This window comes from Escherichia sp. MOD1-EC7011 (genome assembly GCF_002965005.1).
In the GTDB taxonomy this organism is placed as follows: Bacteria; Pseudomonadota; Gammaproteobacteria; order Enterobacterales; family Enterobacteriaceae; genus Escherichia; species Escherichia ruysiae.
Genome location: NZ_PTRD01000011.1, coordinates 41,096 through 62,732, shown reverse-complemented (window position 1 = coordinate 62,732; position 21,637 = coordinate 41,096). Strand labels below are relative to the sequence as shown.

Here is a 21,637-nt window from a genome sequence, read left to right as displayed (position 1 = left end):
GCATCCAGTGAAGAAACTCACCGATAAGCAAAAGTCCCGTCTCTGGGAGCTTCAGCGTAATCGTAATTTCCAGGCCAGTCGCCGTCTTGAAGGCGTCGAGATGCCATTAGTCACTCTTACTGCCGCTGAGGCTTTGGTGCGCCTTGAAGAGCTAAGGAGGCACTATGAGCGATAAATTCGGCGAAGGGCGCGACCCGTATCTCTATCCTGGCCTCGATATCATGCGTAATCGGCTGGATATCCGCCAACAGCAGCGGCTGGAGCAGGCGGCTTACGAAATGACGGCGCTGCGTGCCGCGACCATTGAGCTTGGTCCGTTGGTGCGTGGTTTACCGCATTTGCGCGCTATTCATCGCCAGCTGTATCAGGATATTTTCGACTGGGCGGGGCAACTGCGTGAAGTCGATATTTATCAGGGGGATACACCGTTCTGCCACTTTGCCTATATTGAAAAAGAGGGCAATGCCCTGATGCAGGCTCTGGAGGAAGAAGGTTATCTGGTCGGCCTTGAGAAAGCGAAGTTCGTCGAGCGGCTGGCGCACTACTATTGTGAAATCAATGTCCTGCATCCATTCCGTGCGGGAAGTGGCCTGGCACAGCGGATCTTCTTCGAGCAACTGGCTATTCATGCGGGCTACCAACTGAGCTGGCAGGGTATCGAAAAAGAGACCTGGAATCAGGCAAATCAGAGCGGGGCTATGGGCGATCTCTCTGCGCTGCAGACGATATTTAGCAAAGTGGTAAGCGAAGCCGGGGAATCTGAGTAAAATAGCGCGGTTCTTTCGTACCGGAGCCGCCATGATCCTGCTTATTGATAACTACGATTCTTTCACCTGGAACCTCTACCAGTACTTTTGTGAACTGGGGGCGGATGTGCTGGTTAAGCGCAACGATGCGTTGACGCTGGCGGATATCGACGCCCTTAAACCGCAGAAAATTGTCATCTCACCTGGCCCCTGTACGCCCAATGAAGCCGGGATCTCCCTTGAGACTATTCGTCACTATGCCGGACGCTTGCCGATTCTTGGCGTCTGCCTCGGTCATCAGGCGATGGCGCAGGCTTTTGGCGGCAAAGTCGTGCGCGCCGCAAAGGTCATGCACGGCAAAACTTCACCGATTACGCATAACGGCCAGGGGGTATTTCGCGGTCTGGCAAATCCACTCACCGTGACGCGCTACCATTCGCTGGTGGTAGAACCTGACTCATTGCCAGCGTGCTTTGACGTGACTGCCTGGAGCGAAACCCGCGAGATTATGGGGATTCGCCATCGCCAGTGGGATCTTGAAGGTGTGCAGTTCCACCCGGAAAGCATTCTCAGCGAACAGGGGCATCAATTGCTGGCGAATTTCCTGCATCGCTGATTTCTGGTTGCTATCTAGTGATTTTTTATGCATATTTTGTGATTATAATTTCACATTGATTTATGCGTAACAGGGTGATCATGAGATGGCAACTGAACAAGCAGCAATTACACGCGCGACTTTCGATGAAGTGATCCTGCCGATTTATGCACCGGCAGAATTTATTCCGGTAAAAGGTCAGGGCAGCCGAGTCTGGGATCAGCAAGGCAAAGAGTACGTCGATTTCGCGGGTGGCATTGCGGTTACGGCATTAGGCCATTGCCATCCGGCGCTGGTGGAAGCGTTAAAAACCCAGGGGGAAACGCTATGGCATATCAGCAACGTTTTCACCAACGAACCGGCGCTGCGTCTTGGGCGTAAGCTGATCGAGGCAACCTTTGCCGAACGCGTGGTGTTTATGAACTCCGGGACGGAAGCCAACGAAACGGCCTTTAAACTGGCGCGTCATTACGCTTGCGTGCGCCATAGCCCGTTCAAAACCAAAATTATTGCCTTCCATAACGCCTTTCATGGACGCTCGCTGTTTACCGTCTCGGTAGGCGGGCAGCCGAAATATTCCGACGGCTTTGGGCCAAAACCGGCAGACATCATTCACGTTCCCTTTAACGATCTCCACGCAGTGAAAGCAGTGATGGATGATCACACCTGCGCGGTGGTGGTTGAGCCGATTCAGGGCGAGGGGGGCGTGACGGCGGCGACGCCAGCGTTTTTGCAGGGCTTGCGCGAACTGTGCGATCAGCATCAGGCATTGCTGGTATTTGATGAAGTGCAGTGTGGGATGGGGCGCACCGGCGATCTGTTTGCTTATATGCACTATGGCGTGACGCCGGATATTCTGACTTCCGCGAAAGCGTTAGGTGGTGGCTTTCCGATTAGCGCCATGCTGACTACGGCGGAGATTGCTTCTGCGTTTCATCCTGGTTCGCATGGTTCCACCTACGGCGGTAATCCGCTGGCCTGTGCAGTAGCTGGCGCGGCCTTTGATATCATCAATACCCCTGAAGTGCTGGAAGGCATTCAGGCGAAACGCCAGCGTTTTGTTGACCATTTGCAGAAGATAGATCAGCAGTTTGATGTGTTTAGCGATATTCGCGGTATGGGGTTGTTGATTGGTGCCGAGCTTAAGCCACAGTACAAAGGTCGGGCGCGCGATTTCCTTTATGCGAGCGCCGAGGCTGGCGTAATGGTGCTGAACGCCGGGACAGATGTGATGCGTTTTGCACCATCGCTGGTGGTGGAAGATGCGGATATCGATGAAGGGATGCAACGTTTTGCCCGCGCGGTGGCGAAGGTGGTTGGGGCGTAATAAGACGTGTCATCGTAGCATCAGGCAAAGCATGTCGGATGCGGCGTGAACGCCTAATCCGACCTACGGTTTGCTTCTGGCAATAATGATATTACGCCTTCGAATCCCGTAACTTCCGACTCAACCAAATCCCGTGATGCGGTCGCTGCCGCCAGGCCATCGCTGAAATGGTGTGCATTGTATTCAGATGGCCAATAACGCGTTGTAAATGCTGCTCCAGCGTGCCAGACGCGCCTTCGTGTGGCAGCATCTCTGGCGAGTCTATGATATTGGCGTCACCAGAACTCCCCGGTTCATCATATTCCAGCCGCTGCTGACAGCGTTGAATAGCGATTTCACAAGACTGCAAATACTCCTGCGCCAGTTCCGGCGGCAATGTCCGGTGCTCCCGCGCCAGCGTGGTCATGGCATTAATATGCTCAACAATAAACTGACTATGCGTAACCCACAGTTTCATATCTGCCAGATAATGGCTGTTAAACGCCGGTTCCTGCATCGCCTGGTTCAATGAGTTATACAAGGTGTTATGCGCCTGATTAACCCGCATTCGTTGCCAGGCTAGTGGCGTAGGTTGCGGATCTTTACTGAGGATCAGACGAATGGCCTCCTGGTAAGTTTCTAAGGCATCATGGGCGTTCTTGCGCAATAAGCCGCTCTGCCACTGCGGCCACAGCCAAACTGTGCCGCCGAAGGCAATCAGACAACCGATGATAGTATCGATTAGACGGGGGATGATGTACTGCTCGCCATTCAGCCATAACAGTTGCAGGGTATATACAGCGGTAATGGTAAAACCGACCGTCGCCCAGCCGTAGTTTTTGCGCAATATCAGGTAACTGGCGAGCGTGGTGAAAAGCATCAGCGTCAGGGTGTAACCTTCAGGGATTTTAAAGTGCAGTGCAACACCAGCAATAATTAATCCAACCACGGTTCCGACAGAACGATTCACAATTCGCAGACGAGTCGCGCCATAACCATTTTGCGTCACCAGCAATACCGTCATTAGTATCCAATAGGATTTCGGCAGATGCAGCGCGGTGCCCATCAGGCTGGCAACGCTTAACATCACACTCAGTCGTCCTGCATTACGCAGTGCTGGCGATTTCAGGGAAAGATAGCTTTTCAGCGCCGGGAGTAACGGCATTCGTCGCTGTTTATCGGCCAGTAAGTCACGGGTATAGAGTGGTTTTTGCGTTCGCAGCACGCGGGCGATGCGGCTGAAATGCCAGTAGCAGAATTGCCCTACAGGGTTATCCGGATGCTGGCGGGCGATTTTTTCCAGTGCGCCAATTTGCTTATCCATCGTAAAACGCGTCGGCAGGCGATGGTAAAGAATGTCATCAGCCAGCACGCGCAGGCGAGTGGCGACGGTTTGCGCATTCCAGCGGATAACTTCCTCCGCATGGCTACGCTCGACCAGCTTTTGCACCTCTTCTGGCTGATGCAAACTGACCGAGATGTGTTCCTGTAAATCCAGCGCCTCCTGGAAAATGCGCAGCATCCGCTTGTAATCGGTATTATTTTGCGCGGAAAGCATATGCATTTGCTGATAGCACTGGGTAATTAAATCGACCGCTTTTTGCTGGCGTTCCAGCAGCGGTGGCAACGCTTTCTCAGGATCGGTGTGTTGGGTAAGCAGGCTGTATTTGGCTTCGCAATAATCTGCCAGTTCACGGTACAGCAGGCTAAGTGACTCGCGTAGCGGTTGTTCGCGCCAGAGCCAGAACCAAAACCAGTTAAACAGCCCATACCAGAGTGTACCCAACGCATATATGAGCAACGGTTCCCAGACGGGCATGTATCCCGCCAGACTTAAGGTAAAAATAGCTGCCAGCAGCGATGCGGGAAGTAATTTTGCGTGTAATGGCCCTAACTCGGCAGTAACGCCAAGTATCAACGTTAACCCTGTCAGCAGAAATGGCAGGGGGATATCTTTTTCCAGCAGCAGTTGTGTTAGCAAGCTGCACGTGGCAAACAGCGACGCACCAATAATTAAACGTTTGAAAAAGCGTTTATGGGGCGTATCAAGCCCCGCAATATTGCAACAGGCGGGGACGAGGGAAAAGAGCAGCCCAAGCCTTAATTCGCCAAGCAATAGACCAACGGCCACGGGCAAACATAGCACCAGCGTTTGTCGTAGTGCATAGTTGATATCAGGATGGTAAATCAGTCTGCGCCACATCGGGTTAAACAAAATGGCGCGCTACTCAGTAACGCGCCACTCCGACGGGATTAACGAGTGCCGTAAACGACGATGGTTTTACCGTGTGCGGAGATCAGGTTCTGATCTTCCAGCATCTTCAGAATGCGCCCCACGGTTTCACGAGAACAGCCGACAATCTGACCGATTTCCTGACGGGTAATTTTGATTTGCATACCGTCCGGGTGAGTCATGGCATCCGGTTGTTTTGCCAGGTTCAGCAGAGTCTGTGCAATGCGGCCTGTTACATCGAGGAATGCCAGGTTGCCCACTTTCTCTGAAGTGACTTGCAGGCGACGTGCCATCTGTGCGGAGAGACGCATCAGAATATCCGGGTTTACCTGAATTAATTGGCGGAATTTTTTGTAGGAAATTTCAGCCACTTCACAGGCGGTTTTCGCACGTACCCATGCGCTACGTTCCTGGCCTTCTTCAAACAGGCCCAATTCGCCAATAAAATCACCCTGATTCAGATAAGAGAGGATCATTTCTTTACCCTCCTCGTCTTTGATCAGCACTGCCACAGAGCCTTTAACGATGTAGTACAGCGTTTCCGCTTTTTCACCCTGGTGAATAAGCGTGCTCTTGGATGGGTACTTATGAATGTGGCAATGAGACAAGAACCATTCGAGAGTCGGGTCTGTTTGCGGTTTGCCAAGCACCATGCGCGGTTATCCTCTGTTATAAGCTTTCTCCAGAGCCAGAAAACGCCGCTGTCTCTGGATTGCCGAAATGTGCTTCCCGCTACCTGGGAAGGGGCTATCAACTGAACTGCACGGTAATGTGACGTCCTTTACATACATGCAGTACATCAATGTATTACTGTAGCATCCTGACTGTTTTAGCATAGCTTTCGCGTTGTGTCTCCTGGTGTCTCGCTTCAGCATGACCCAGGTCGCCTTCCGTTGCGCGATTTGGTCAGTACGCGTACTCTGTCAGGAAAATTGACGCAATGGAGTTTCGATTATGCAAGCGCGTGTGAAGTGGGTCGAAGGGTTAACCTTTCTGGGCGAATCCGCCTCTGGTCACCAGATTTTAATGGACGGCAACTCAGGCGATAAAGCGCCAAGTCCGATGGAAATGGTGTTGATGGCGGCGGGTGGTTGCAGCGCCATTGATGTGGTTTCTATCCTGCAAAAAGGGCGTCAGGATGTGGTCGATTGTGAAGTAAAATTGACCTCTGAACGCCGCGAAGAGGCACCACGCCTGTTTACGCACATTAATCTGCATTTTATCGTCACCGGTCGCGACCTGAAGGATGCAGCGGTTGCGCGTGCGGTTGATCTCTCAGCCGAGAAGTATTGCTCAGTCGCGTTGATGCTGGAAAAAGCGGTAAATATTACTCACTCGTATGAAGTGGTTGCCGCGTGATTTAACTATCCCGTTGTGAAGCCGGAGAGTATTTTATCCGGCTTAATAGCAGAGTTACTCGATTTTCTTCCCTTCCATCAGTCGTTGCACCAGCGGCAGCATAATTAACTCCATTGCCAGACCCATTTTGCCGCCCGGCACCACTAATGTATTGATGTGGGAAATGAACGAGCCTTGCAGCATCGCCAACAGCCAGGGGAAATCGATTCCTTCCAGATTTCGAAAATGGATTACCACAAAGCTTTCATCCAGCGATGGGATGCCTTTTGCGGCGAAGGGGTTTGAGGTGTCAACGGTGGGGACGCGCTGGAAGTTAATGTGGGTGCGAGAAAACTGCGGTGTGATGTAGTTGATATAGTCTTCCATTGAGCGAACTACCGAGTCCATCACCGCTTCTCGCGAGTGCCCGCGCTCGCTGGTGTCGCGGATGAGTTTTTGAATCCACTCCAGGTTAACGATAGGCACTACACCAACCAGTAAATCCACATGCTGCGCGACGTTATGTTGTGGTGTGACCACGCCGCCGTGCAAACCTTCATAAAACAGCACATCGGTGGGTTCTGGCAGCGCCTGCCACGGGGTAAACGTACCAGGCACCTGATTCCACGGTACGGCTTCGTCGTAGGTATGCAGATATTTGCGAGATTTCCCTTTGCCGCTCAGGCCGTATTCAATGAAGGTTTGTTCCAGCAGGCCGAAGTCGTTAGCTTCGGGGCCGAAGTAACTGATATGCCGCCCGGCGTCGCGCGCTTTGCGGATCGCCATGTCCATTTCCGGGCGGGTGTAACGGTGAAAACTGTCGCCTTCTACCTCGGCTGAGCGCAGATTTAACTGCGCGAAGATTTTTCGAAACGCGAGGCTGGTAGTGGTGGTTCCCGCGCCGCTGGATCCTGTTACCGCAATGACCGGATGTTTGGCAGACATAGTAACTCCATGACTTAGCTATCATTATTATCTCGTCCGCCGACGGTTGCAGGTTATTCGCGAAACTGACTGCGCGGCATGATATTGACCGTTTCGTGCAGCTCCGACCATACCAGCACCGCTTCTCCGCACTGTAGCTGGCGTTTGACGTCGGCGACTTTCTGTTCAAGTGTACGCTCATGTTCACCATAATCGGTGCCTTCGCGTAACACAAAGCTTTCAATTAAATTTTCCAGCGTTTCGGGGGAGATGTCTTGCCACGGAATCAACATGATTTCGCCTCCAGATACGTTGATAACCAGTCAGGAATGCGTGACTCCAGCCACATTTGCGGATGAAGTAATGTACCGCCAATAAAGCCAACATGACCGCCATGTTCCGTCAGTTGATACTCCACCTGTGGTGGGAGATTTTCCGGTTTCGGGATCACCTGATGATCCATAAACGGATCGTCTTTGGCGTGAATAATCAGCGTGGGTTTGGCGATCCGATTGAGCATCGGCATGGCGCTACACTGACGATAATAGTCGATAGCGTCGGCGTAGCCGTGAATTTTGGCGGTGATCAGATCGTCAAATTCGCGGATGCGGCGTACCGATTTCAACTGTGCGAGATTAATCGGCAGCGTTCCGGGGTAGGCCGCCAGTTTGCGCGCAGCATTGGCTTTTAACAAGTTCAGCAAGTAACGCTGATAAACGCGGGAGAAGCCTTTATCCATGTGATAACTACAGGCTTCCAGCATAAACGGTGCAGAGACAATCGCCGCCGCATCAATCGGGAGGTCATTGCCTTCTTTGGCCAGCAAACAGGCCAGCATATTACCGCCGAGCGAATAGCCGACGGCAGCCGTTGGCGCATGACCAAATTCGCGTTGCAGCCAGCGTAAAAACCAACTGGCATCTTCGGTTTCGCCCGAATGGTAAATGCGGTGCATCCGGTTTGGTTCACCGCTGCACCCGCGAAAATGCATCACCACGCCCAGCCAGCCGCGCTTTTGCGCTGCCTCAACCAGACCATGTGCATAAGGACTATTGAGGCTGCCTTCGAGACCGTGGAAGACCACCAGACGCGGTTTATGCTTCGCTTGTGTGGGGTCTTCACTCCACGCGAGATCGACAAAGTCGCCGTCGGGCAACTCCAGCCGCTGCCAGTGCGGGATGAATTTCACCTGACGACGAAACAGACGCGGCAGCATGGTTTGGAGATGACAATTGCTGAAACCGCGCATAGGGGTAAATTCAGCACTGCTGCTGAATACATTGGCATCGGTCGTCGTTATCTGCGCCATCAGTTGCTTTGGCCTTCCAGGAGCATCTGTTCCAGTTGCTCCTGGGCTTCCAGCCACGCCATTTCGCACTCTTCCAGGCCGGATTTGGCGCTGGCTTGCTGTTGCAGACAGGCGGTCAGCTCTGCTTTACGGCTCTGGTCATACAGCTCGCTGTCGCCAAGTTTCTCTTCCGCCTGCGCCAGTTGCGCGTTCAGCTTCTCCATCTCTTTTTCCAGACGGGCGATCTCTTTACGCAGCGGCTGGGTTTGCGCACGCAACTCTGCTTCCCGACGCTTCTGATCTTTACGTGCTTGGGCGCTGTTCGCGTTCTCTTTTGGCGCTTCGTCGGTCTGGTTTTCCTGCTTTTGTACGTCGCTCAACCACTGTTGATAATCTTCCAGATCGCCGTCGAACGGTTCGACTTTACGATCGTGAACCAGGTAGAGATCGTCAGTGGTGGAACGCAGCAAATGACGGTCGTGCGAGACGACAACCAGCGCGCCTTCAAACTCGATCAATGCTTCGGTGAGTGCCTGGCGCATGTCGAGGTCAAGGTGGTTGGTTGGTTCGTCGAGCAGCAGCAGATTCGGGCGCTGCCAGACAATTAAAGCCAGCACCAGGCGCGCTTTTTCGCCACCGGAGAAGCGGCGCGTTTCTTCCGTCACTTTATCGCCCTGGAAACCAAAACCGCCGAGATAGTCACGCAGTTTTTGCTCCAGTTCCTGCGGTGCTAAACGCGCCAGATGCTGAATAGGCGATTCGTCAGCGCGCAGGTATTCCAGTTGATGCTGGGCGAAGTAGCCGAGTTTGATCCCTTTCGCCAGGCCAATTTCTCCGCTGACTGGCGCAAGTTCACCGGCTAACAGTTTGATTAATGTCGATTTACCCGCGCCGTTTCGGCCTAACAGACCAATGCGCGAACCCGGCACCAGATTCAGTTTTATCGAGTCGAGAATAATGCGATCGCCATAGCCCGCACTGACTTTTTCCATCTTCAACAACGGATTAGGCAGGCTTTCCGGCGCGCGGAAGCTAAAGCGGAACGGGTTATCGACGTGCGCGGGGGCAATCAGCTCCATGCGCTCAAGCATCTTAATGCGGCTCTGTGCCTGCTTCGCTTTAGTGGCTTTGGCACGGAAACGGTCGATATAGCTTTGCAGATGCGCTACACGTTCTTGTTGGCTTTCATACATCGCCTGTTGCTGCGCCAGGCGGGTGGCGCGCTGCACTTCAAACGAGCTGTAGTTACCTGTGTACTCGAACATGCTTTGCTGTTCGATATGAATAATTTTATCGACGATCGGATCGAGGAAGTCGCGGTCGTGAGAGATCAGGATCAGCGTGCCCTGATAGCTCTTCAACCATTTTTCCAGCCAGATAACGGCATCGAGATCGAGGTGGTTAGTCGGTTCGTCGAGCAGCAGCAAATCTGAACGGCAAATCAGCGCCTGGGCGAGGTTAAGACGCATACGCCAGCCACCGGAGAAATCACTCACCGGGCGCTCCAGTTGTTCGTTGCTGAAACCGAGGCCGTGCAGCAGGCTGGCGGCGCGGGAGCGAATACTCCACGCGTCGATAGCATCCAGCTTGCCATGAATGGTGGCGATGGCGTGCCCGTCGTTACGTTCGTTGGCGTCGTGCAACTGCGCTTCCAGTTGGCGATATTCGCGGTCGCCATCAATGACATATTCCAGCGCAGGTTGCGGTAGCGCCGGCGTTTCCTGATTCACCCACGCCAGTTGCCAGTTACCAGGAAAGGTGTAGCTGCCGCCGTCGGCGCTGATTTCATTTTTCAGCAATGCCAGCAGGGTAGATTTACCACAGCCGTTTTTACCCACCAGGCCGACTTTCTGCCCTGGGTTGATGGTGGCGGTGGCATTATCCAGCAGGACGCGCACGCCGCGACGAATTTGTAACGAGGAGAAAACAATCATAAGGCGCCGTATGTTCAGACTATGTTAACTTATCATTATGATAATGTAATGTATGGGCGAGCTGCCGCACCGGGCGCAATGGTAGCCCAAAACAGCGACTATACACAAAAACCATACCGGGAGGGGGATGATGTCTCAGCCAGCGAAAGTTTTGCTGCTGTATGCCCATCCGGAATCTCAGGACTCGGTGGCAAACCGGGTACTGCTTAAACCGGCCACGCAGCTCAGCAATGTTACCGTGCACGACCTTTACGCGCACTATCCCGATTTTTTTATTGATATCCCCCGTGAGCAGGCATTACTGCGCGAGCACGAGGTGATTGTCTTTCAGCATCCTCTTTATACCTATAGCTGCCCGGCGCTACTGAAAGAGTGGCTGGACCGGGTATTAAGCCGTGGTTTTGCCAGCGGGCCGGGGGGAAACCAACTGGCGGGAAAGTACTGGCGTAGCGTGATCACCACTGGCGAGCCGGAAAGTGCTTACCGTTATGACGCGTTGAATCGCTACCCGATGAGCGATGTTCTGCGCCCCTTTGAACTGGCGGCGGGCATGTGCCGGATGCATTGGTTAAGCCCCATTATTATTTACTGGGCGAGACGGCAAAGCGCACAGGAGCTGGCGAGTCACGCCAGAGCCTACGGCGACTGGCTGGCAAATCCACTGCCCCCAGGAGGCCGCTGATGGAAGGTTCCGATTTTTTACTCGCGGGAGTGCTGTTTCTCTTCGCGGCGGTGGCTGCGGTGCCGCTGGCATCGCGGCTGGGTATTGGCGCTGTGTTGGGATATTTGCTGGCAGGGATTGCGATTGGCCCATGGGGGCTTGGGTTTATTAGCGACGTCGATGAGATCCTCCACTTTTCGGAACTCGGCGTGGTGTTCCTGATGTTTATCATTGGGCTGGAGTTGAATCCCTCCAAGCTTTGGCAATTGCGACGCTCGATTTTTGGCGTAGGCGCGGCACAGGTACTGTTAAGCGCGGCGTTGCTGGCGGGATTATTGATGCTGACGGATTTCGCCTGGCAGGCGGCGGTGGTGGGTGGCATTGGCCTTGCGATGTCCTCAACCGCAATGGCACTGCAACTGATGCGTGAGAAAGGGATGAATCGCAGCGAATCTGGCCAGTTAGGTTTCTCGGTACTGCTGTTTCAGGATCTGGCGGTGATCCCGGCACTGGCGTTAGTGCCGTTGTTGGCGGGGTCGGCAGACGAACATTTCGACTGGATGAAGATCGGCATGAAGGTGCTGGCGTTTGTCGGCATGCTGATTGGCGGGCGCTATTTACTGCGTCCGGTATTCCGTTTTATTGCAGCTTCTGGCGTGCGGGAAGTGTTCACCGCCGCGACGCTGCTGCTGGTGTTGGGTTCCGCATTGTTTATGGATGCGCTGGGGCTGTCGATGGCGCTCGGTACGTTTATTGCGGGCGTGCTGCTGGCGGAAAGTGAATATCGCCATGAACTGGAAACGGCTATCGATCCCTTCAAAGGCTTGCTGCTCGGTTTGTTCTTTATCTCTGTCGGCATGTCGCTCAACCTCGGGGTGCTTTATACCCATCTGTTGTGGGTAGTGATAAGCGTGGTTGTGCTGGTGGCGGTGAAAATTCTCGTGCTGTATCTGCTGGCGCGATTGTATGGCGTGCGTAGCTCAGAGCGGATGCAGTTTGCTGGCGTGTTGAGTCAGGGCGGTGAGTTTGCCTTTGTCCTCTTTTCTACCGCTTCTTCACAACGCTTATTCCAGGGCGACCAGATGGCGCTGTTACTGGTGACGGTCACGCTTTCCATGATGACCACGCCGCTGCTGATGAAGCTGGTGGATAAATGGCTATCCCGCCAGTTTAACGGAACGGAAGAAGAAGATGAAAAACCGTGGGTCAACGATGATAAACCGCAGGTCATTGTCGTGGGCTTTGGGCGTTTTGGTCAGGTGATTGGTCGTTTGTTGATGGCGAATAAAATGCGCATTACCGTGCTGGAGCGGGACATCAGCGCCGTGAACCTGATGCGCAAATATGGCTACAAAGTTTATTACGGCGACGCTACGCAGGTAGATCTTTTACGTTCTGCGGGTGCAGAGGCCGCTGAGTCTATCGTCATTACCTGTAACGAGCCGGAAGACACCATGAAGCTGGTGGAAATATGCCAGCAGCACTTCCCGCATTTGCATATTCTTGCGCGAGCGCGCGGACGTGTCGAAGCACATGAGTTATTACAAGCCGGGGTGACACAGTTTTCCCGTGAAACATTCTCCAGTGCGTTAGAGCTGGGGCGCAAGACGTTAGTGTCGCTAGGTATGCATCCACACCAGGCGCAGCGGGCGCAACTGCATTTTCGTCGCCTGGATATGCGAATGCTGCGGGAACTTATCCCGATGCACGCTGATACCGTACAAATTTCTCGCGCCAGGGAAGCCCGACGCGAACTGGAAGAGATTTTCCAGCGTGAAATGCAACAAGAACGACGCCAAATGGATGGCTGGGATGAATTTGAGTAGAGGGTGAAGATGGCAATCCGAAAACGTTTTATTGCTGGCGCGAAATGCCCGGCCTGTCAGGCACAGGATTCAATGGCGATGTGGCGCGAAAATAATATTGATATTGTTGAATGTGTTAAGTGCGGACATCAGATGCGTGAAGCCGATAAAGAAGCCCGCGATCACGTTCGCAAAGATGAGCAAGTGATTGGGATTTTTCATCCGGACTAGCGATATGCGCCGAGTTTTTTTAAGCTAGTGAGTACACGGCAGCAGAATTCCGATACAATCTGCGCCACTATTCTTCCCATGCTCAGGAGATATCATGAAAGTAGCAAAAGACCTGGTGGTCAGCCTGGCCTATCAGGTACGTACAGAAGACGGTGTGTTGGTTGATGAGTCTCCGGTGAGTGCGCCGCTGGACTACCTGCATGGTCACGGTTCCCTGATCTCTGGCCTGGAAACGGCGCTGGAAGGTCATGAAGTTGGCGACAAATTTGATGTAGCTGTTGGCGCGAACGACGCTTACGGCCAGTACGACGAAAACCTGGTGCAGCGCGTTCCTAAAGACGTATTTATGGGCGTTGATGAACTGCAGGTAGGTATGCGTTTCCTGGCTGAAACCGACCAGGGCCCGGTGCCGGTTGAGATCACTGCTGTTGAAGACGATCACGTCGTGGTTGATGGTAACCACATGCTGGCGGGTCAGAACCTGAAATTCAACGTTGAAGTTGTGGCGATTCGCGAAGCGACTGAAGAAGAACTGGCTCATGGTCACGTTCATGGCGCGCACGATCATCACCACGATCACGACGGTTGCTGCGGCGGTCATGGTCACGATCACGGTCATGAACACGGTGGCGAAGGCTGCTGTGGTGGTAAAGGTAACGGCGGTTGCGGTTGCCACTAATACCGTAACGGTATCAAAAAAGCGGGAATTACCCGCTTTTTTTTCGCCTCAGTAATGTGGCGGTGGCGTTTCTTCAGCCTGCGACGCGATGTTCGACGGCTGGCTGGCTTTTAACTTCTCAGTAAGCAGACGCAGATGATCGCGCAGTTTTGCCATCTCCATTTCATGAGCGGTCACCGTGACGTTCAGTTCTTCAATGGTGATTTCCTGAAAAGCCAGTCGGCTCTCCAGCTCTGCCAGGCGTGCTTCCATCGATAAATCCTGCATGGTTCACCTCTTTGGTCGAATGATCGCTGCGGATTCTACTTAACTTTGCTGCCAGAGACAGCACTCATTTCGCGACATCGAAACTAATTTAAACAAAAAGAGTCTGAAAATAGATGATAATAGGGCGTGTCTGTATGTAGATTTATCCGACAACGCTTTATAGTACCCTTCTGATAATAGTTAACCCTGGGGTGAGATGCCCCGAGCCTGGAGATATGGATGAAATCACTGTTTAAAGTAACGCTGCTGGCGACCACAATGGCCGTTGCCCTGCATACACCAATTACTTTTGCTGCCGAAGCGGCGAAACCTGCCACAACTGCTGACAGCAAAGCAGCGTTCAAAAATGACGATCAGAAATCAGCTTACGCACTGGGTGCTTCGCTGGGTCGTTACATGGAAAATTCTCTGCAAGAACAAGAAAAGTTGGGCATTAAGCTGGATAAAGATCAGCTGATCGCCGGTGTCCAGGATGCGTTTGCCGATAAGAGCAAACTTTCCGATCAAGAGATCGAACAGACTCTGCAAGCATTCGAAGCTCGCGTGAAGTCTTCTGCTCAGGCGAAGATGGAAAAAGACGCGGCTGATAACGAAGCTAAAGGCAAAGAGTACCGCGAGAAATTTGCTAAAGAGAAAGGTGTGAAAACCTCTTCGACTGGCCTGGTTTATCAGGTAGTAGAAGCCGGTAAAGGCGAAGCACCGAAAGACAGCGATACTGTTGTAGTGAACTACAAGGGTACGCTGATCGACGGTAAAGAGTTCGATAACTCTTACACCCGTGGTGAACCGCTCTCTTTCCGTCTGGACGGCGTTATCCCAGGCTGGACCGAAGGCCTGAAGAACATCAAGAAAGGTGGCAAGATCAAATTGGTTATTCCACCAGAGTTGGCTTACGGTAAAGCGGGTGTTCCGGGGATCCCACCAAACTCTACTCTGGTATTTGACGTAGAGTTGCTGGATGTGAAACCAGCGCCGAAGGCTGATGCGAAGCCAGAAGCCGATGCGAAAGCCGCAGATTCTGCTAAAAAATAAGCATTAAGAACCGCCGCCTGACCAGGCGGCGGTTTTTTTTATTACAGGCCGGATATAATTAGTGCTGGAAAGCGGAACCTCCGCTGTATTAATTTAGTTACCCGCATCATTAATGAGCCTGCCCTGAAAAGTTAACGACAGGCTCCTGAAAAGGAGTGTTTTTTTTCATGTCCAGGTCGCTTTTAACCAATGAAACCAGTGAGTTGGATTTACTGGATCAACGTCCTTTCGACCAGACCGATTTTGATATTCTGAAATCCTACGAAGCTGTGGTGGACGGGTTAGCGATGCTCATTGGCTCCCACTGTGAAATCGTTTTGCACTCTTTGCAGGATTTGAAATGTTCAGCCATTCGTATTGCCAACGGTGAACATACAGGCCGGAAGATTGGTTCGCCGATTACCGATCTGGCGCTGCGTATGCTGCACGATATGACGGGGGCGGATAGCAGCGTTTCTAAATGCTATTTTACTCGCGCCAAAAGCGGTGTATTAATGAAGTCCCTGACTATCGCCATTCGTAACCGCGAACAGCGTGTAATTGGTCTGCTGTGCATCAATATGAATCTTGATGTTCCCTTCTCGCAGATCATGAGTACCTTTGTGCCGCCAGAAACCCCGGATGTCGGTTCAAGCGTCAACTTTGCGTCTTCTGTCGAAGATCTGGTTACCCAAACGCTGGAGTTCACCATCGAAGAAGTGAATGCCGATCGCAATGTTGCCAATAACGCCAAAAATCGTCAGATCGTGCTGAATCTCTACGAGAAAGGGATCTTCGATATTAAAGACGCGATCAACCAGGTTGCAGATCGTCTGAACATCTCCAAGCACACTGTTTATCTCTATATCCGTCAGTTCAAGAGCGGTGATTTCCAGGGGCAAGAGAAGTGATGCGTTTTGCCATCGTGGTAACCGGGCCAGCATACGGTACGCAACAGGCGAGTAGTGCTTTTCAGTTTGCGCAGGCGCTGATAGCAGAAGGCCATGAGTTAAGCAGCGTCTTTTTCTATCGTGAAGGGGTCTATAACGCTAACCAATTGACCTCACCGGCAAGCGATGAATTTGACCTTGTGCGTGGCTGGCAACAACTGAATACACAACATGGTGTGGCGCTGAACATTTGCGTGGCGGCAGCATTACGTCGCGGTATCGTCGATGAAACTGAAGCTGGAAGACTCGGTCTGGAATCTGCAAATCTCCAGCCGGGCTTTACCTTAAGTGGTCTTGGCGCTCTGGCTGAAGCCTCGCTGACTTGCGACAGGGTGGTACAGTTCTGATGAAACGAATTGCGTTTGTTTTTTCTACTGCACCTCATGGTACAGCTGCTGGCCGTGAAGGATTAGATGCTTTATTGGCGACTTCCGCATTAACTGACGAGCTCGCCGTCTTCTTTATTGCCGATGGCGTTTTTCAGCTTCTGCCTGGGCAAAAGCCCGATGCGGTGCTGGCGCGTGATTATATCGCAACCTTTAAACTGCTGGGGCTGTATGATATTGAACAGTGCTGGGTTTGTGCGGTGTCACTACGTGAACGTGGGTTAGATCCGCAGATCCCCTTTGTTGTCGACGTCACTCCGCTCGAAGCAGAAGCATTACGTCGGGAACTCGGCAACTACGATGTTATTTTGAGATTTTGAGGCTTACATGCTGCATACATTACATCGCTCACCCTGGCTGACGGATTTTCCTGCGCTGCTGCGTCTGCTCAGCGAGGGGGATGAACTGCTGTTATTGCAGGATGGCGTAACTGCCGCAGCTGATGGTAACCGCTACCTTGAAAGTTTGCGTAATGCCCCCATTAAGGTCTATGCCCTGAACGAAGACCTCATCGCTCGTGGTTTGGTTGGTCGAATTTCGAACGATATCACTCCCATTGACTATACTGATTTCGTCAGACTTACGGTTAAGCACACCAGCCAGGTCGCCTGGTAACGGTGGGATCGTTGTATATTTCTTGACACCTTTTCGGCATCGCCCTAAAATTCGGCGTCCTCATATTGTGTGAGGACGTTTTATTACGTGTTTACGAAGCAAAAGCTAAAACCAGGAGCTATTTAATGGCAACAGTTAACCAGCTGGTACGCAAACCACGTGCTCGCAAAGTTGCGAAAAGCAACGTGCCTGCGCTGGAAGCATGCCCGCAAAAACGTGGCGTATGTACTCGTGTATATACTACCACTCCTAAAAAACCGAACTCCGCACTGCGTAAAGTATGCCGTGTTCGTCTGACTAACGGTTTCGAAGTGACTTCCTACATCGGTGGTGAAGGTCACAACCTGCAGGAGCACTCCGTGATCCTGATCCGTGGCGGTCGTGTTAAAGACCTCCCGGGTGTTCGTTACCACACCGTACGTGGTGCGCTTGACTGCTCCGGCGTTAAAGACCGTAAGCAGGCTCGTTCCAAGTATGGCGTGAAGCGTCCTAAGGCTTAATGGTTCTCCGTTAAGTAAGGCCAAACGTTTTAACTTAAATGTCAAACTAAACTCGTAGAGTTTTGGACAATCCTGAATTAACAACGGAGTATTTCCATGCCACGTCGTCGCGTCATTGGTCAGCGTAAAATTCTGCCGGATCCGAAGTTCGGATCAGAACTGCTGGCTAAATTTGTAAATATCCTGATGGTAGATGGTAAAAAATCTACTGCCGAATCTATCGTATACAGCGCGCTGGAGACCCTGGCTCAGCGTTCTGGTAAATCTGAACTGGAAGCATTCGAAGTAGCTCTCGAAAACGTGCGCCCGACTGTCGAAGTTAAGTCTCGCCGCGTTGGTGGTTCTACTTATCAGGTACCAGTTGAAGTCCGTCCGGTTCGTCGTAATGCTCTGGCAATGCGTTGGATCGTTGAAGCTGCTCGTAAACGCGGTGATAAATCCATGGCTCTGCGCCTGGCGAACGAACTTTCCGATGCTGCAGAAAACAAAGGTACTGCAGTTAAGAAACGTGAAGACGTTCACCGTATGGCCGAAGCCAACAAGGCGTTCGCACACTACCGTTGGTAATCCCTTCGGAGTTTTAGTCACCAGGCGGGCGCTTCCAGTAAGCAGCCCGCTTTGGGCTACTTAAATTGAACGCCTAAAAGATAAACGAGGAAACAAATGGCTCGTACAACACCCATCGCACGCTACCGTAACATCGGTATCAGTGCGCACATCGACGCCGGTAAAACCACTACTACCGAACGTATTCTGTTCTACACCGGTGTAAACCATAAAATCGGTGAAGTTCATGACGGCGCTGCAACCATGGACTGGATGGAGCAGGAGCAGGAACGTGGTATTACCATCACTTCCGCTGCGACTACTGCATTCTGGTCTGGTATGGCTAAGCAGTATGAGCCGCATCGCATCAACATCATCGACACCCCGGGGCACGTTGACTTCACAATCGAAGTAGAACGTTCCATGCGTGTTCTCGATGGTGCGGTAATGGTTTACTGCGCAGTTGGTGGTGTTCAGCCGCAGTCTGAAACCGTATGGCGTCAGGCAAACAAATATAAAGTTCCGCGCATTGCGTTCGTTAACAAAATGGACCGCATGGGTGCGAACTTCCTGAAAGTTGTTAACCAGATCAAAACCCGTCTGGGCGCGAACCCGGTTCCGCTGCAGCTGGCGATTGGTGCTGAAGAACATTTCACCGGTGTTGTTGACCTGGTGAAAATGAAAGCTATCAACTGGAACGACGCTGACCAGGGCGTAACCTTCGAATACGAAGATATCCCGGCAGACATGGTTGAACTGGCTAACGAATGGCACCAGAACCTGATCGAATCCGCAGCTGAAGCTTCTGAAGAGCTGATGGAAAAATACCTGGGTGGTGAAGAACTGACTGAAGCAGAAATCAAAGGTGCTCTGCGTCAGCGCGTTCTGAACAACGAAATCATCCTGGTAACCTGTGGTTCCGCGTTCAAGAACAAAGGTGTTCAGGCGATGCTGGATGCGGTAATTGATTACCTGCCATCCCCGGTTGACGTACCTGCGATCAACGGTATCCTGGACGACGGTAAAGACACTCCGGCTGAGCGTCACGCAAGTGATGACGAGCCGTTCTCTGCACTGGCGTTCAAAATCGCTACCGACCCGTTTGTTGGTAACCTGACCTTCTTCCGTGTGTACTCCGGTGTGGTTAACTCTGGTGATACCGTACTGAACTCCGTGAAAGCTGCACGTGAGCGTTTCGGTCGTATCGTTCAGATGCACGCTAACAAACGTGAAGAGATCAAAGAAGTTCGCGCGGGCGACATCGCTGCTGCAATCGGTCTGAAAGACGTAACTACGGGTGACACCCTGTGTGACCCGGATGCGCCGATCATTCTGGAACGTATGGAATTCCCTGAGCCGGTAATCTCCATCGCAGTTGAACCGAAAACCAAAGCTGACCAGGAAAAAATGGGTCTGGCTCTGGGCCGTCTGGCTAAAGAAGACCCGTCTTTCCGTGTATGGACTGACGAAGAATCTAACCAGACCATCATCGCGGGTATGGGTGAGCTGCACCTCGACATCATCGTTGACCGTATGAAGCGTGAATTCAACGTTGAAGCGAACGTAGGTAAACCGCAGGTTGCTTACCGTGAAACTATCCGCCAGAAAGTTACCGATGTTGAAGGTAAACACGCGAAACAGTCTGGTGGTCGTGGTCAGTATGGTCATGTTGTTATCGACATGTACCCGCTGGAGCCGGGTTCTAACCCGAAAGGCTACGAGTTCATCAACGACATTAAAGGTGGTGTAATCCCTGGCGAATACATCCCGGCCGTTGATAAAGGTATCCAGGAACAGCTGAAAGCAGGTCCGCTGGCAGGCTACCCGGTAGTAGACATGGGTATTCGTCTGCACTTCGGTTCTTACCATGACGTTGACTCCTCTGAACTGGCGTTTAAACTGGCTGCTTCTATCGCCTTTAAAGAAGGCTTTAAGAAAGCGAAACCAGTTCTGCTTGAGCCGATCATGAAGGTTGAAGTAGAAACTCCGGAAGAGAACACCGGTGACGTTATCGGTGACTTGAGCCGTCGTCGTGGTATGCTCAAAGGTCAGGAATCTGAAGTTACTGGCGTTAAGATCCACGCTGAAGTACCGCTGTCTGAAATGTTCGGATATGCAACTCAGCTGCGTTCTCTGACCAAAGGTCGCGCATCATACACTATGGAATTCCTGAAGTATGATGAAGCGCCGAGTAACGTTGCTCAGGCCGTAATTGAAGCCCGTGGTAAATAAGCCTCAGGGTTAATACCAAAGTCCCGTGCTCTCTCCTGAAGGGGAGAGCACTATAGTAAGGAATATAGCCGTGTCTAAAGAAAAATTTGAACGTACAAAACCGCACGTTAACGTTGGTACTATCGGCCACGTTGACCACGGTAAAACTACTCTGACCGCTGCAATCACCACCGTACTGGCTAAAACCTACGGCGGTGCTGCTCGTGCATTCGACCAGATCGATAACGCGCCGGAAGAAAAAGCTCGTGGTATCACCATCAACACTTCTCACGTTGAATACGACACCCCGACCCGTCACTACGCACACGTAGACTGCCCGGGGCACGCCGACTATGTTAAAAACATGATCACCGGTGCTGCGCAGATGGACGGCGCGATCCTGGTTGTTGCTGCGACTGACGGCCCGATGCCGCAGACTCGTGAGCACATCCTGCTGGGTCGTCAGGTAGGCGTTCCGTACATCATCGTGTTCCTGAACAAATGCGACATGGTTGATGACGAAGAGCTGCTGGAACTGGTTGAAATGGAAGTTCGTGAACTTCTGTCTCAGTACGACTTCCCGGGCGACGACACTCCGATCGTTCGTGGTTCTGCTCTGAAAGCGCTGGAAGGCGACGCAGAGTGGGAAGCGAAAATCCTGGAACTGGCTGGCTTCCTGGATTCTTACATTCCGGAACCAGAGCGTGCGATTGACAAGCCGTTCCTGCTGCCGATCGAAGACGTATTCTCCATCTCCGGTCGTGGTACTGTTGTTACCGGTCGTGTAGAACGCGGTATCATCAAAGTTGGTGAAGAAGTTGAAATCGTTGGTATCAAAGAGACTCAGAAGTCTACCTGTACTGGCGTTGAAATGTTCCGCAAACTGCTGGACGAAGGCCGTGCTGGTGAGAACGTAGGTGTTCTGCTGCGTGGTATCAAACGTGAAGAAATCGAACGTGGTCAGGTACTGGCTAAGCCGGGCACCATCAAGCCGCACACCAAGTTCGAATCTGAAGTGTATATTCTGTCCAAAGATGAAGGCGGCCGTCATACTCCGTTCTTCAAAGGCTACCGTCCGCAGTTCTACTTCCGTACTACTGACGTGACTGGTACTATCGAACTGCCGGAAGGCGTAGAGATGGTAATGCCGGGCGACAACATCAAAATGGTTGTTACCCTGATCCACCCGATCGCGATGGACGACGGTCTGCGTTTCGCAATCCGTGAAGGCGGCCGTACCGTTGGCGCGGGCGTTGTAGCTAAAGTTCTGAGCTAATTACTCGTTAATTAGTTTTGAATTGAAAAGGGCGCTTCGGCGCCCTTTTTGCATATGAAAGCTGGGACGCGAATATTCGTAATTTTATCTGTGCTAAATATCGAATTCATAAATATTACCAGATGCACATATTTT

25 protein-coding genes are annotated in these 21,637 nt (G+C 52.1%); 18 read left to right on the top strand and 7 right to left on the bottom strand.

The genetic code is table 11. The features are described from left to right. Positions 1-7 precede the first annotated feature (7 nt). From A7098_RS06025 to argD, 4 genes are all read left to right on the top strand, one after another. The gene (locus A7098_RS06025; RefSeq protein ID WP_000736864.1) at positions 8-175 is read left to right on the top strand and encodes a YhfG family protein; all 168 of its coding nucleotides are present in this window, start codon (positions 8-10) and stop codon (positions 173-175) included. Continuing rightward, positions 165-767 (top strand): putative adenosine monophosphate-protein transferase Fic, encoded by a 603-nt coding sequence (locus tag A7098_RS06020; RefSeq protein ID WP_001280619.1) that lies wholly within the window; start codon positions 165-167, stop codon positions 765-767. The genes A7098_RS06025 and A7098_RS06020 overlap by 11 nt, the downstream gene beginning before the upstream one ends. A 31-nt stretch (positions 768-798) precedes the next feature. Continuing rightward, complete coding sequence (pabA, locus tag A7098_RS06015) at positions 799-1,362, top strand: aminodeoxychorismate synthase component 2 (protein ID WP_000601866.1); 564 nt, start codon at positions 799-801, stop codon at positions 1,360-1,362. 85 nt (positions 1,363-1,447) lie between these two features. Beyond that, on the top strand, positions 1,448-2,668 hold the full coding sequence (gene argD, locus A7098_RS06010) for a bifunctional acetylornithine/succinyldiaminopimelate transaminase (protein ID WP_032226635.1): 1,221 nt from the start codon (positions 1,448-1,450) through the stop codon (positions 2,666-2,668). Positions 2,669-2,759: 91 nt separating this feature from the next. On the opposite strand, the gene A7098_RS06005 is transcribed toward argD, so the two are convergent. Together A7098_RS06005 and crp are read right to left on the bottom strand one after the other, a co-directional pair. After that, on the bottom strand, positions 2,760-4,850 hold the full coding sequence (locus tag A7098_RS06005; RefSeq protein WP_123056747.1) for a YccS/YhfK family putative transporter: 2,091 nt from the start codon (positions 4,848-4,850) through the stop codon (positions 2,760-2,762). Between the two features lie 50 nt (positions 4,851-4,900). After that, positions 4,901-5,533, bottom strand: coding sequence for a cAMP-activated global transcriptional regulator CRP (gene crp / locus A7098_RS06000; protein ID WP_000242755.1), 633 nt, complete (start codon positions 5,531-5,533; stop codon positions 4,901-4,903). Between the two features lie 301 nt (positions 5,534-5,834). On the opposite strand from crp, the gene A7098_RS05990 reads away from it, so the two are divergent. Next, positions 5,835-6,239: an OsmC family protein gene (locus A7098_RS05990; protein WP_001148908.1), complete on the top strand. Its 405-nt coding sequence runs from the start codon at positions 5,835-5,837 to the stop codon at positions 6,237-6,239. Between the two features lie 54 nt (positions 6,240-6,293). Here A7098_RS05990 and A7098_RS05985 read toward each other — a convergent pair whose 3' ends face one another. The 4 genes from A7098_RS05985 to A7098_RS05970 are packed head-to-tail and all read right to left on the bottom strand — an operon-like array spanning position 6,294 to position 10,364. After that, positions 6,294-7,163, bottom strand: coding sequence for a phosphoribulokinase (locus tag A7098_RS05985; protein WP_001274699.1), 870 nt, complete (start codon positions 7,161-7,163; stop codon positions 6,294-6,296). A 53-nt stretch (positions 7,164-7,216) separates the two neighbouring features. After that, positions 7,217-7,435: a YheU family protein gene (locus tag A7098_RS05980; protein WP_000907080.1), complete on the bottom strand. Its 219-nt coding sequence runs from the start codon at positions 7,433-7,435 to the stop codon at positions 7,217-7,219. Continuing rightward, the gene (locus A7098_RS05975; RefSeq protein WP_000057417.1) at positions 7,429-8,451 is read right to left on the bottom strand and encodes a hydrolase; all 1,023 of its coding nucleotides are present in this window, start codon (positions 8,449-8,451) and stop codon (positions 7,429-7,431) included. Before A7098_RS05975 ends, A7098_RS05980 begins: the two co-directional genes overlap by 7 nt. After that, positions 8,451-10,364 carry an ABC transporter ATP-binding protein gene (locus A7098_RS05970; RefSeq protein WP_105280494.1) on the bottom strand — a complete coding sequence of 638 codons (1,914 nt, stop codon included), beginning with the start codon at positions 10,362-10,364 and terminating at the stop codon, positions 8,451-8,453. Before A7098_RS05970 ends, A7098_RS05975 begins: the two co-directional genes overlap by 1 nt. Positions 10,365-10,494: 130 nt before the next feature. Between A7098_RS05970 and kefG the strand changes: the two genes are divergently transcribed. From kefG to slyD, 4 genes are all read left to right on the top strand, one after another. Beyond that, the gene (kefG, locus tag A7098_RS05960; RefSeq protein WP_001411441.1) at positions 10,495-11,046 is read left to right on the top strand and encodes a glutathione-regulated potassium-efflux system ancillary protein KefG; all 552 of its coding nucleotides are present in this window, start codon (positions 10,495-10,497) and stop codon (positions 11,044-11,046) included. After that, positions 11,046-12,851 carry a glutathione-regulated potassium-efflux system protein KefB gene (gene kefB / locus A7098_RS05955; RefSeq protein WP_000399133.1) on the top strand — a complete coding sequence of 602 codons (1,806 nt, stop codon included), beginning with the start codon at positions 11,046-11,048 and terminating at the stop codon, positions 12,849-12,851. Before kefG ends, kefB begins: the two co-directional genes overlap by 1 nt. Before the next feature lie 9 nt (positions 12,852-12,860). Next, entirely contained in the window at positions 12,861-13,061 is a 201-nt protein-coding gene (locus A7098_RS05950; RefSeq protein WP_001007730.1) for a YheV family putative zinc ribbon protein, read from the top strand. A gap of 94 nt (positions 13,062-13,155) precedes the next feature. Next, positions 13,156-13,740, top strand: a complete 585-nt coding sequence (gene slyD / locus A7098_RS05945) for a peptidylprolyl isomerase (protein ID WP_000861331.1) — start codon at positions 13,156-13,158, stop codon at positions 13,738-13,740. 48 nt (positions 13,741-13,788) lie between these two features. Here slyD and A7098_RS05940 read toward each other — a convergent pair whose 3' ends face one another. Then, a complete protein-coding gene (locus A7098_RS05940) occupies positions 13,789-14,007 on the bottom strand; it encodes a protein SlyX (RefSeq protein WP_001153620.1) in 219 nt (72 codons plus the stop codon). A 219-nt stretch (positions 14,008-14,226) separates the two neighbouring features. On the opposite strand from A7098_RS05940, the gene fkpA reads away from it, so the two are divergent. The 9 genes from fkpA (at position 14,227) to tuf (ending at position 21,502) form a co-directional block, all read left to right on the top strand. Next, complete coding sequence (fkpA, locus tag A7098_RS05935; RefSeq protein WP_000838278.1) at positions 14,227-15,039, top strand: FKBP-type peptidyl-prolyl cis-trans isomerase; 813 nt, start codon at positions 14,227-14,229, stop codon at positions 15,037-15,039. A 167-nt stretch (positions 15,040-15,206) separates the two neighbouring features. Continuing rightward, complete coding sequence (locus A7098_RS05930; protein WP_010348315.1) at positions 15,207-15,929, top strand: transcriptional regulator; 723 nt, start codon at positions 15,207-15,209, stop codon at positions 15,927-15,929. Continuing rightward, positions 15,929-16,315 carry a sulfurtransferase complex subunit TusD gene (gene tusD, locus A7098_RS05925; RefSeq protein ID WP_032226630.1) on the top strand — a complete coding sequence of 129 codons (387 nt, stop codon included), beginning with the start codon at positions 15,929-15,931 and terminating at the stop codon, positions 16,313-16,315. Before A7098_RS05930 ends, tusD begins: the two co-directional genes overlap by 1 nt. Next, complete coding sequence (tusC, locus tag A7098_RS05920; RefSeq protein ID WP_105280493.1) at positions 16,315-16,674, top strand: sulfurtransferase complex subunit TusC; 360 nt, start codon at positions 16,315-16,317, stop codon at positions 16,672-16,674. The genes tusD and tusC overlap by 1 nt, the downstream gene beginning before the upstream one ends. Before the next feature lie 7 nt (positions 16,675-16,681). After that, positions 16,682-16,969, top strand: a complete 288-nt coding sequence (tusB, locus tag A7098_RS05915) for a sulfurtransferase complex subunit TusB (RefSeq protein ID WP_000903390.1) — start codon at positions 16,682-16,684, stop codon at positions 16,967-16,969. Between the two features lie 125 nt (positions 16,970-17,094). Continuing rightward, the gene (gene rpsL, locus A7098_RS05910) at positions 17,095-17,469 is read left to right on the top strand and encodes a 30S ribosomal protein S12 (RefSeq protein ID WP_000246815.1); all 375 of its coding nucleotides are present in this window, start codon (positions 17,095-17,097) and stop codon (positions 17,467-17,469) included. A gap of 96 nt (positions 17,470-17,565) precedes the next feature. Next, positions 17,566-18,036: a 30S ribosomal protein S7 gene (rpsG, locus tag A7098_RS05905; protein WP_001138043.1), complete on the top strand. Its 471-nt coding sequence runs from the start codon at positions 17,566-17,568 to the stop codon at positions 18,034-18,036. 96 nt (positions 18,037-18,132) lie between these two features. Continuing rightward, positions 18,133-20,247, top strand: coding sequence for an elongation factor G (gene fusA, locus A7098_RS05900; protein ID WP_000124700.1), 2,115 nt, complete (start codon positions 18,133-18,135; stop codon positions 20,245-20,247). Positions 20,248-20,317: 70 nt separating this feature from the next. Next, entirely contained in the window at positions 20,318-21,502 is a 1,185-nt protein-coding gene (gene tuf / locus A7098_RS05895; protein WP_000031784.1) for an elongation factor Tu, read from the top strand. The last annotated feature ends 135 nt before the right edge of the window (positions 21,503-21,637 follow it).

Excerpts from the sequence above, each read along its gene's own strand:
- kefG (WP_001411441.1), top strand. The coding sequence starts at position 10,495 with ATGTCTCAGCCAGCGAAAGTTTTGCTGCTGTATGCCCATCCGGAATCT.
- fusA (WP_000124700.1), top strand. The coding sequence starts at position 18,133 with ATGGCTCGTACAACACCCATCGCACGCTACCGTAACATCGGTATCAGT.
- rpsG (WP_001138043.1), top strand. The coding sequence starts at position 17,566 with ATGCCACGTCGTCGCGTCATTGGTCAGCGTAAAATTCTGCCGGATCCG.
- argD (WP_032226635.1), top strand. The coding sequence starts at position 1,448 with ATGGCAACTGAACAAGCAGCAATTACACGCGCGACTTTCGATGAAGTG.
- A7098_RS06005 (WP_123056747.1), bottom strand. The coding sequence starts at position 4,850 with ATGTGGCGCAGACTGATTTACCATCCTGATATCAACTATGCACTACGA.
- fkpA (WP_000838278.1), top strand. The coding sequence starts at position 14,227 with ATGAAATCACTGTTTAAAGTAACGCTGCTGGCGACCACAATGGCCGTT.
- A7098_RS05930 (WP_010348315.1), top strand. The coding sequence starts at position 15,207 with ATGTCCAGGTCGCTTTTAACCAATGAAACCAGTGAGTTGGATTTACTG.
- A7098_RS05940 (WP_001153620.1), bottom strand. The coding sequence starts at position 14,007 with ATGCAGGATTTATCGATGGAAGCACGCCTGGCAGAGCTGGAGAGCCGA.
- A7098_RS05990 (WP_001148908.1), top strand. The coding sequence starts at position 5,835 with ATGCAAGCGCGTGTGAAGTGGGTCGAAGGGTTAACCTTTCTGGGCGAA.
- rpsL (WP_000246815.1), top strand. The coding sequence starts at position 17,095 with ATGGCAACAGTTAACCAGCTGGTACGCAAACCACGTGCTCGCAAAGTT.
- A7098_RS06020 (WP_001280619.1), top strand. The coding sequence starts at position 165 with ATGAGCGATAAATTCGGCGAAGGGCGCGACCCGTATCTCTATCCTGGC.
- tusD (WP_032226630.1), top strand. The coding sequence starts at position 15,929 with ATGCGTTTTGCCATCGTGGTAACCGGGCCAGCATACGGTACGCAACAG.
- kefB (WP_000399133.1), top strand. The coding sequence starts at position 11,046 with ATGGAAGGTTCCGATTTTTTACTCGCGGGAGTGCTGTTTCTCTTCGCG.
- pabA (WP_000601866.1), top strand. The coding sequence starts at position 799 with ATGATCCTGCTTATTGATAACTACGATTCTTTCACCTGGAACCTCTAC.
- A7098_RS05980 (WP_000907080.1), bottom strand. The coding sequence starts at position 7,435 with ATGTTGATTCCGTGGCAAGACATCTCCCCCGAAACGCTGGAAAATTTA.
- A7098_RS05950 (WP_001007730.1), top strand. The coding sequence starts at position 12,861 with ATGGCAATCCGAAAACGTTTTATTGCTGGCGCGAAATGCCCGGCCTGT.
- slyD (WP_000861331.1), top strand. The coding sequence starts at position 13,156 with ATGAAAGTAGCAAAAGACCTGGTGGTCAGCCTGGCCTATCAGGTACGT.
- A7098_RS05970 (WP_105280494.1), bottom strand. The coding sequence starts at position 10,364 with ATGATTGTTTTCTCCTCGTTACAAATTCGTCGCGGCGTGCGCGTCCTG.
- tusC (WP_105280493.1), top strand. The coding sequence starts at position 16,315 with ATGAAACGAATTGCGTTTGTTTTTTCTACTGCACCTCATGGTACAGCT.
- A7098_RS05975 (WP_000057417.1), bottom strand. The coding sequence starts at position 8,451 with ATGGCGCAGATAACGACGACCGATGCCAATGTATTCAGCAGCAGTGCT.
- A7098_RS05985 (WP_001274699.1), bottom strand. The coding sequence starts at position 7,163 with ATGTCTGCCAAACATCCGGTCATTGCGGTAACAGGATCCAGCGGCGCG.
- crp (WP_000242755.1), bottom strand. The coding sequence starts at position 5,533 with ATGGTGCTTGGCAAACCGCAAACAGACCCGACTCTCGAATGGTTCTTG.
- tusB (WP_000903390.1), top strand. The coding sequence starts at position 16,682 with ATGCTGCATACATTACATCGCTCACCCTGGCTGACGGATTTTCCTGCG.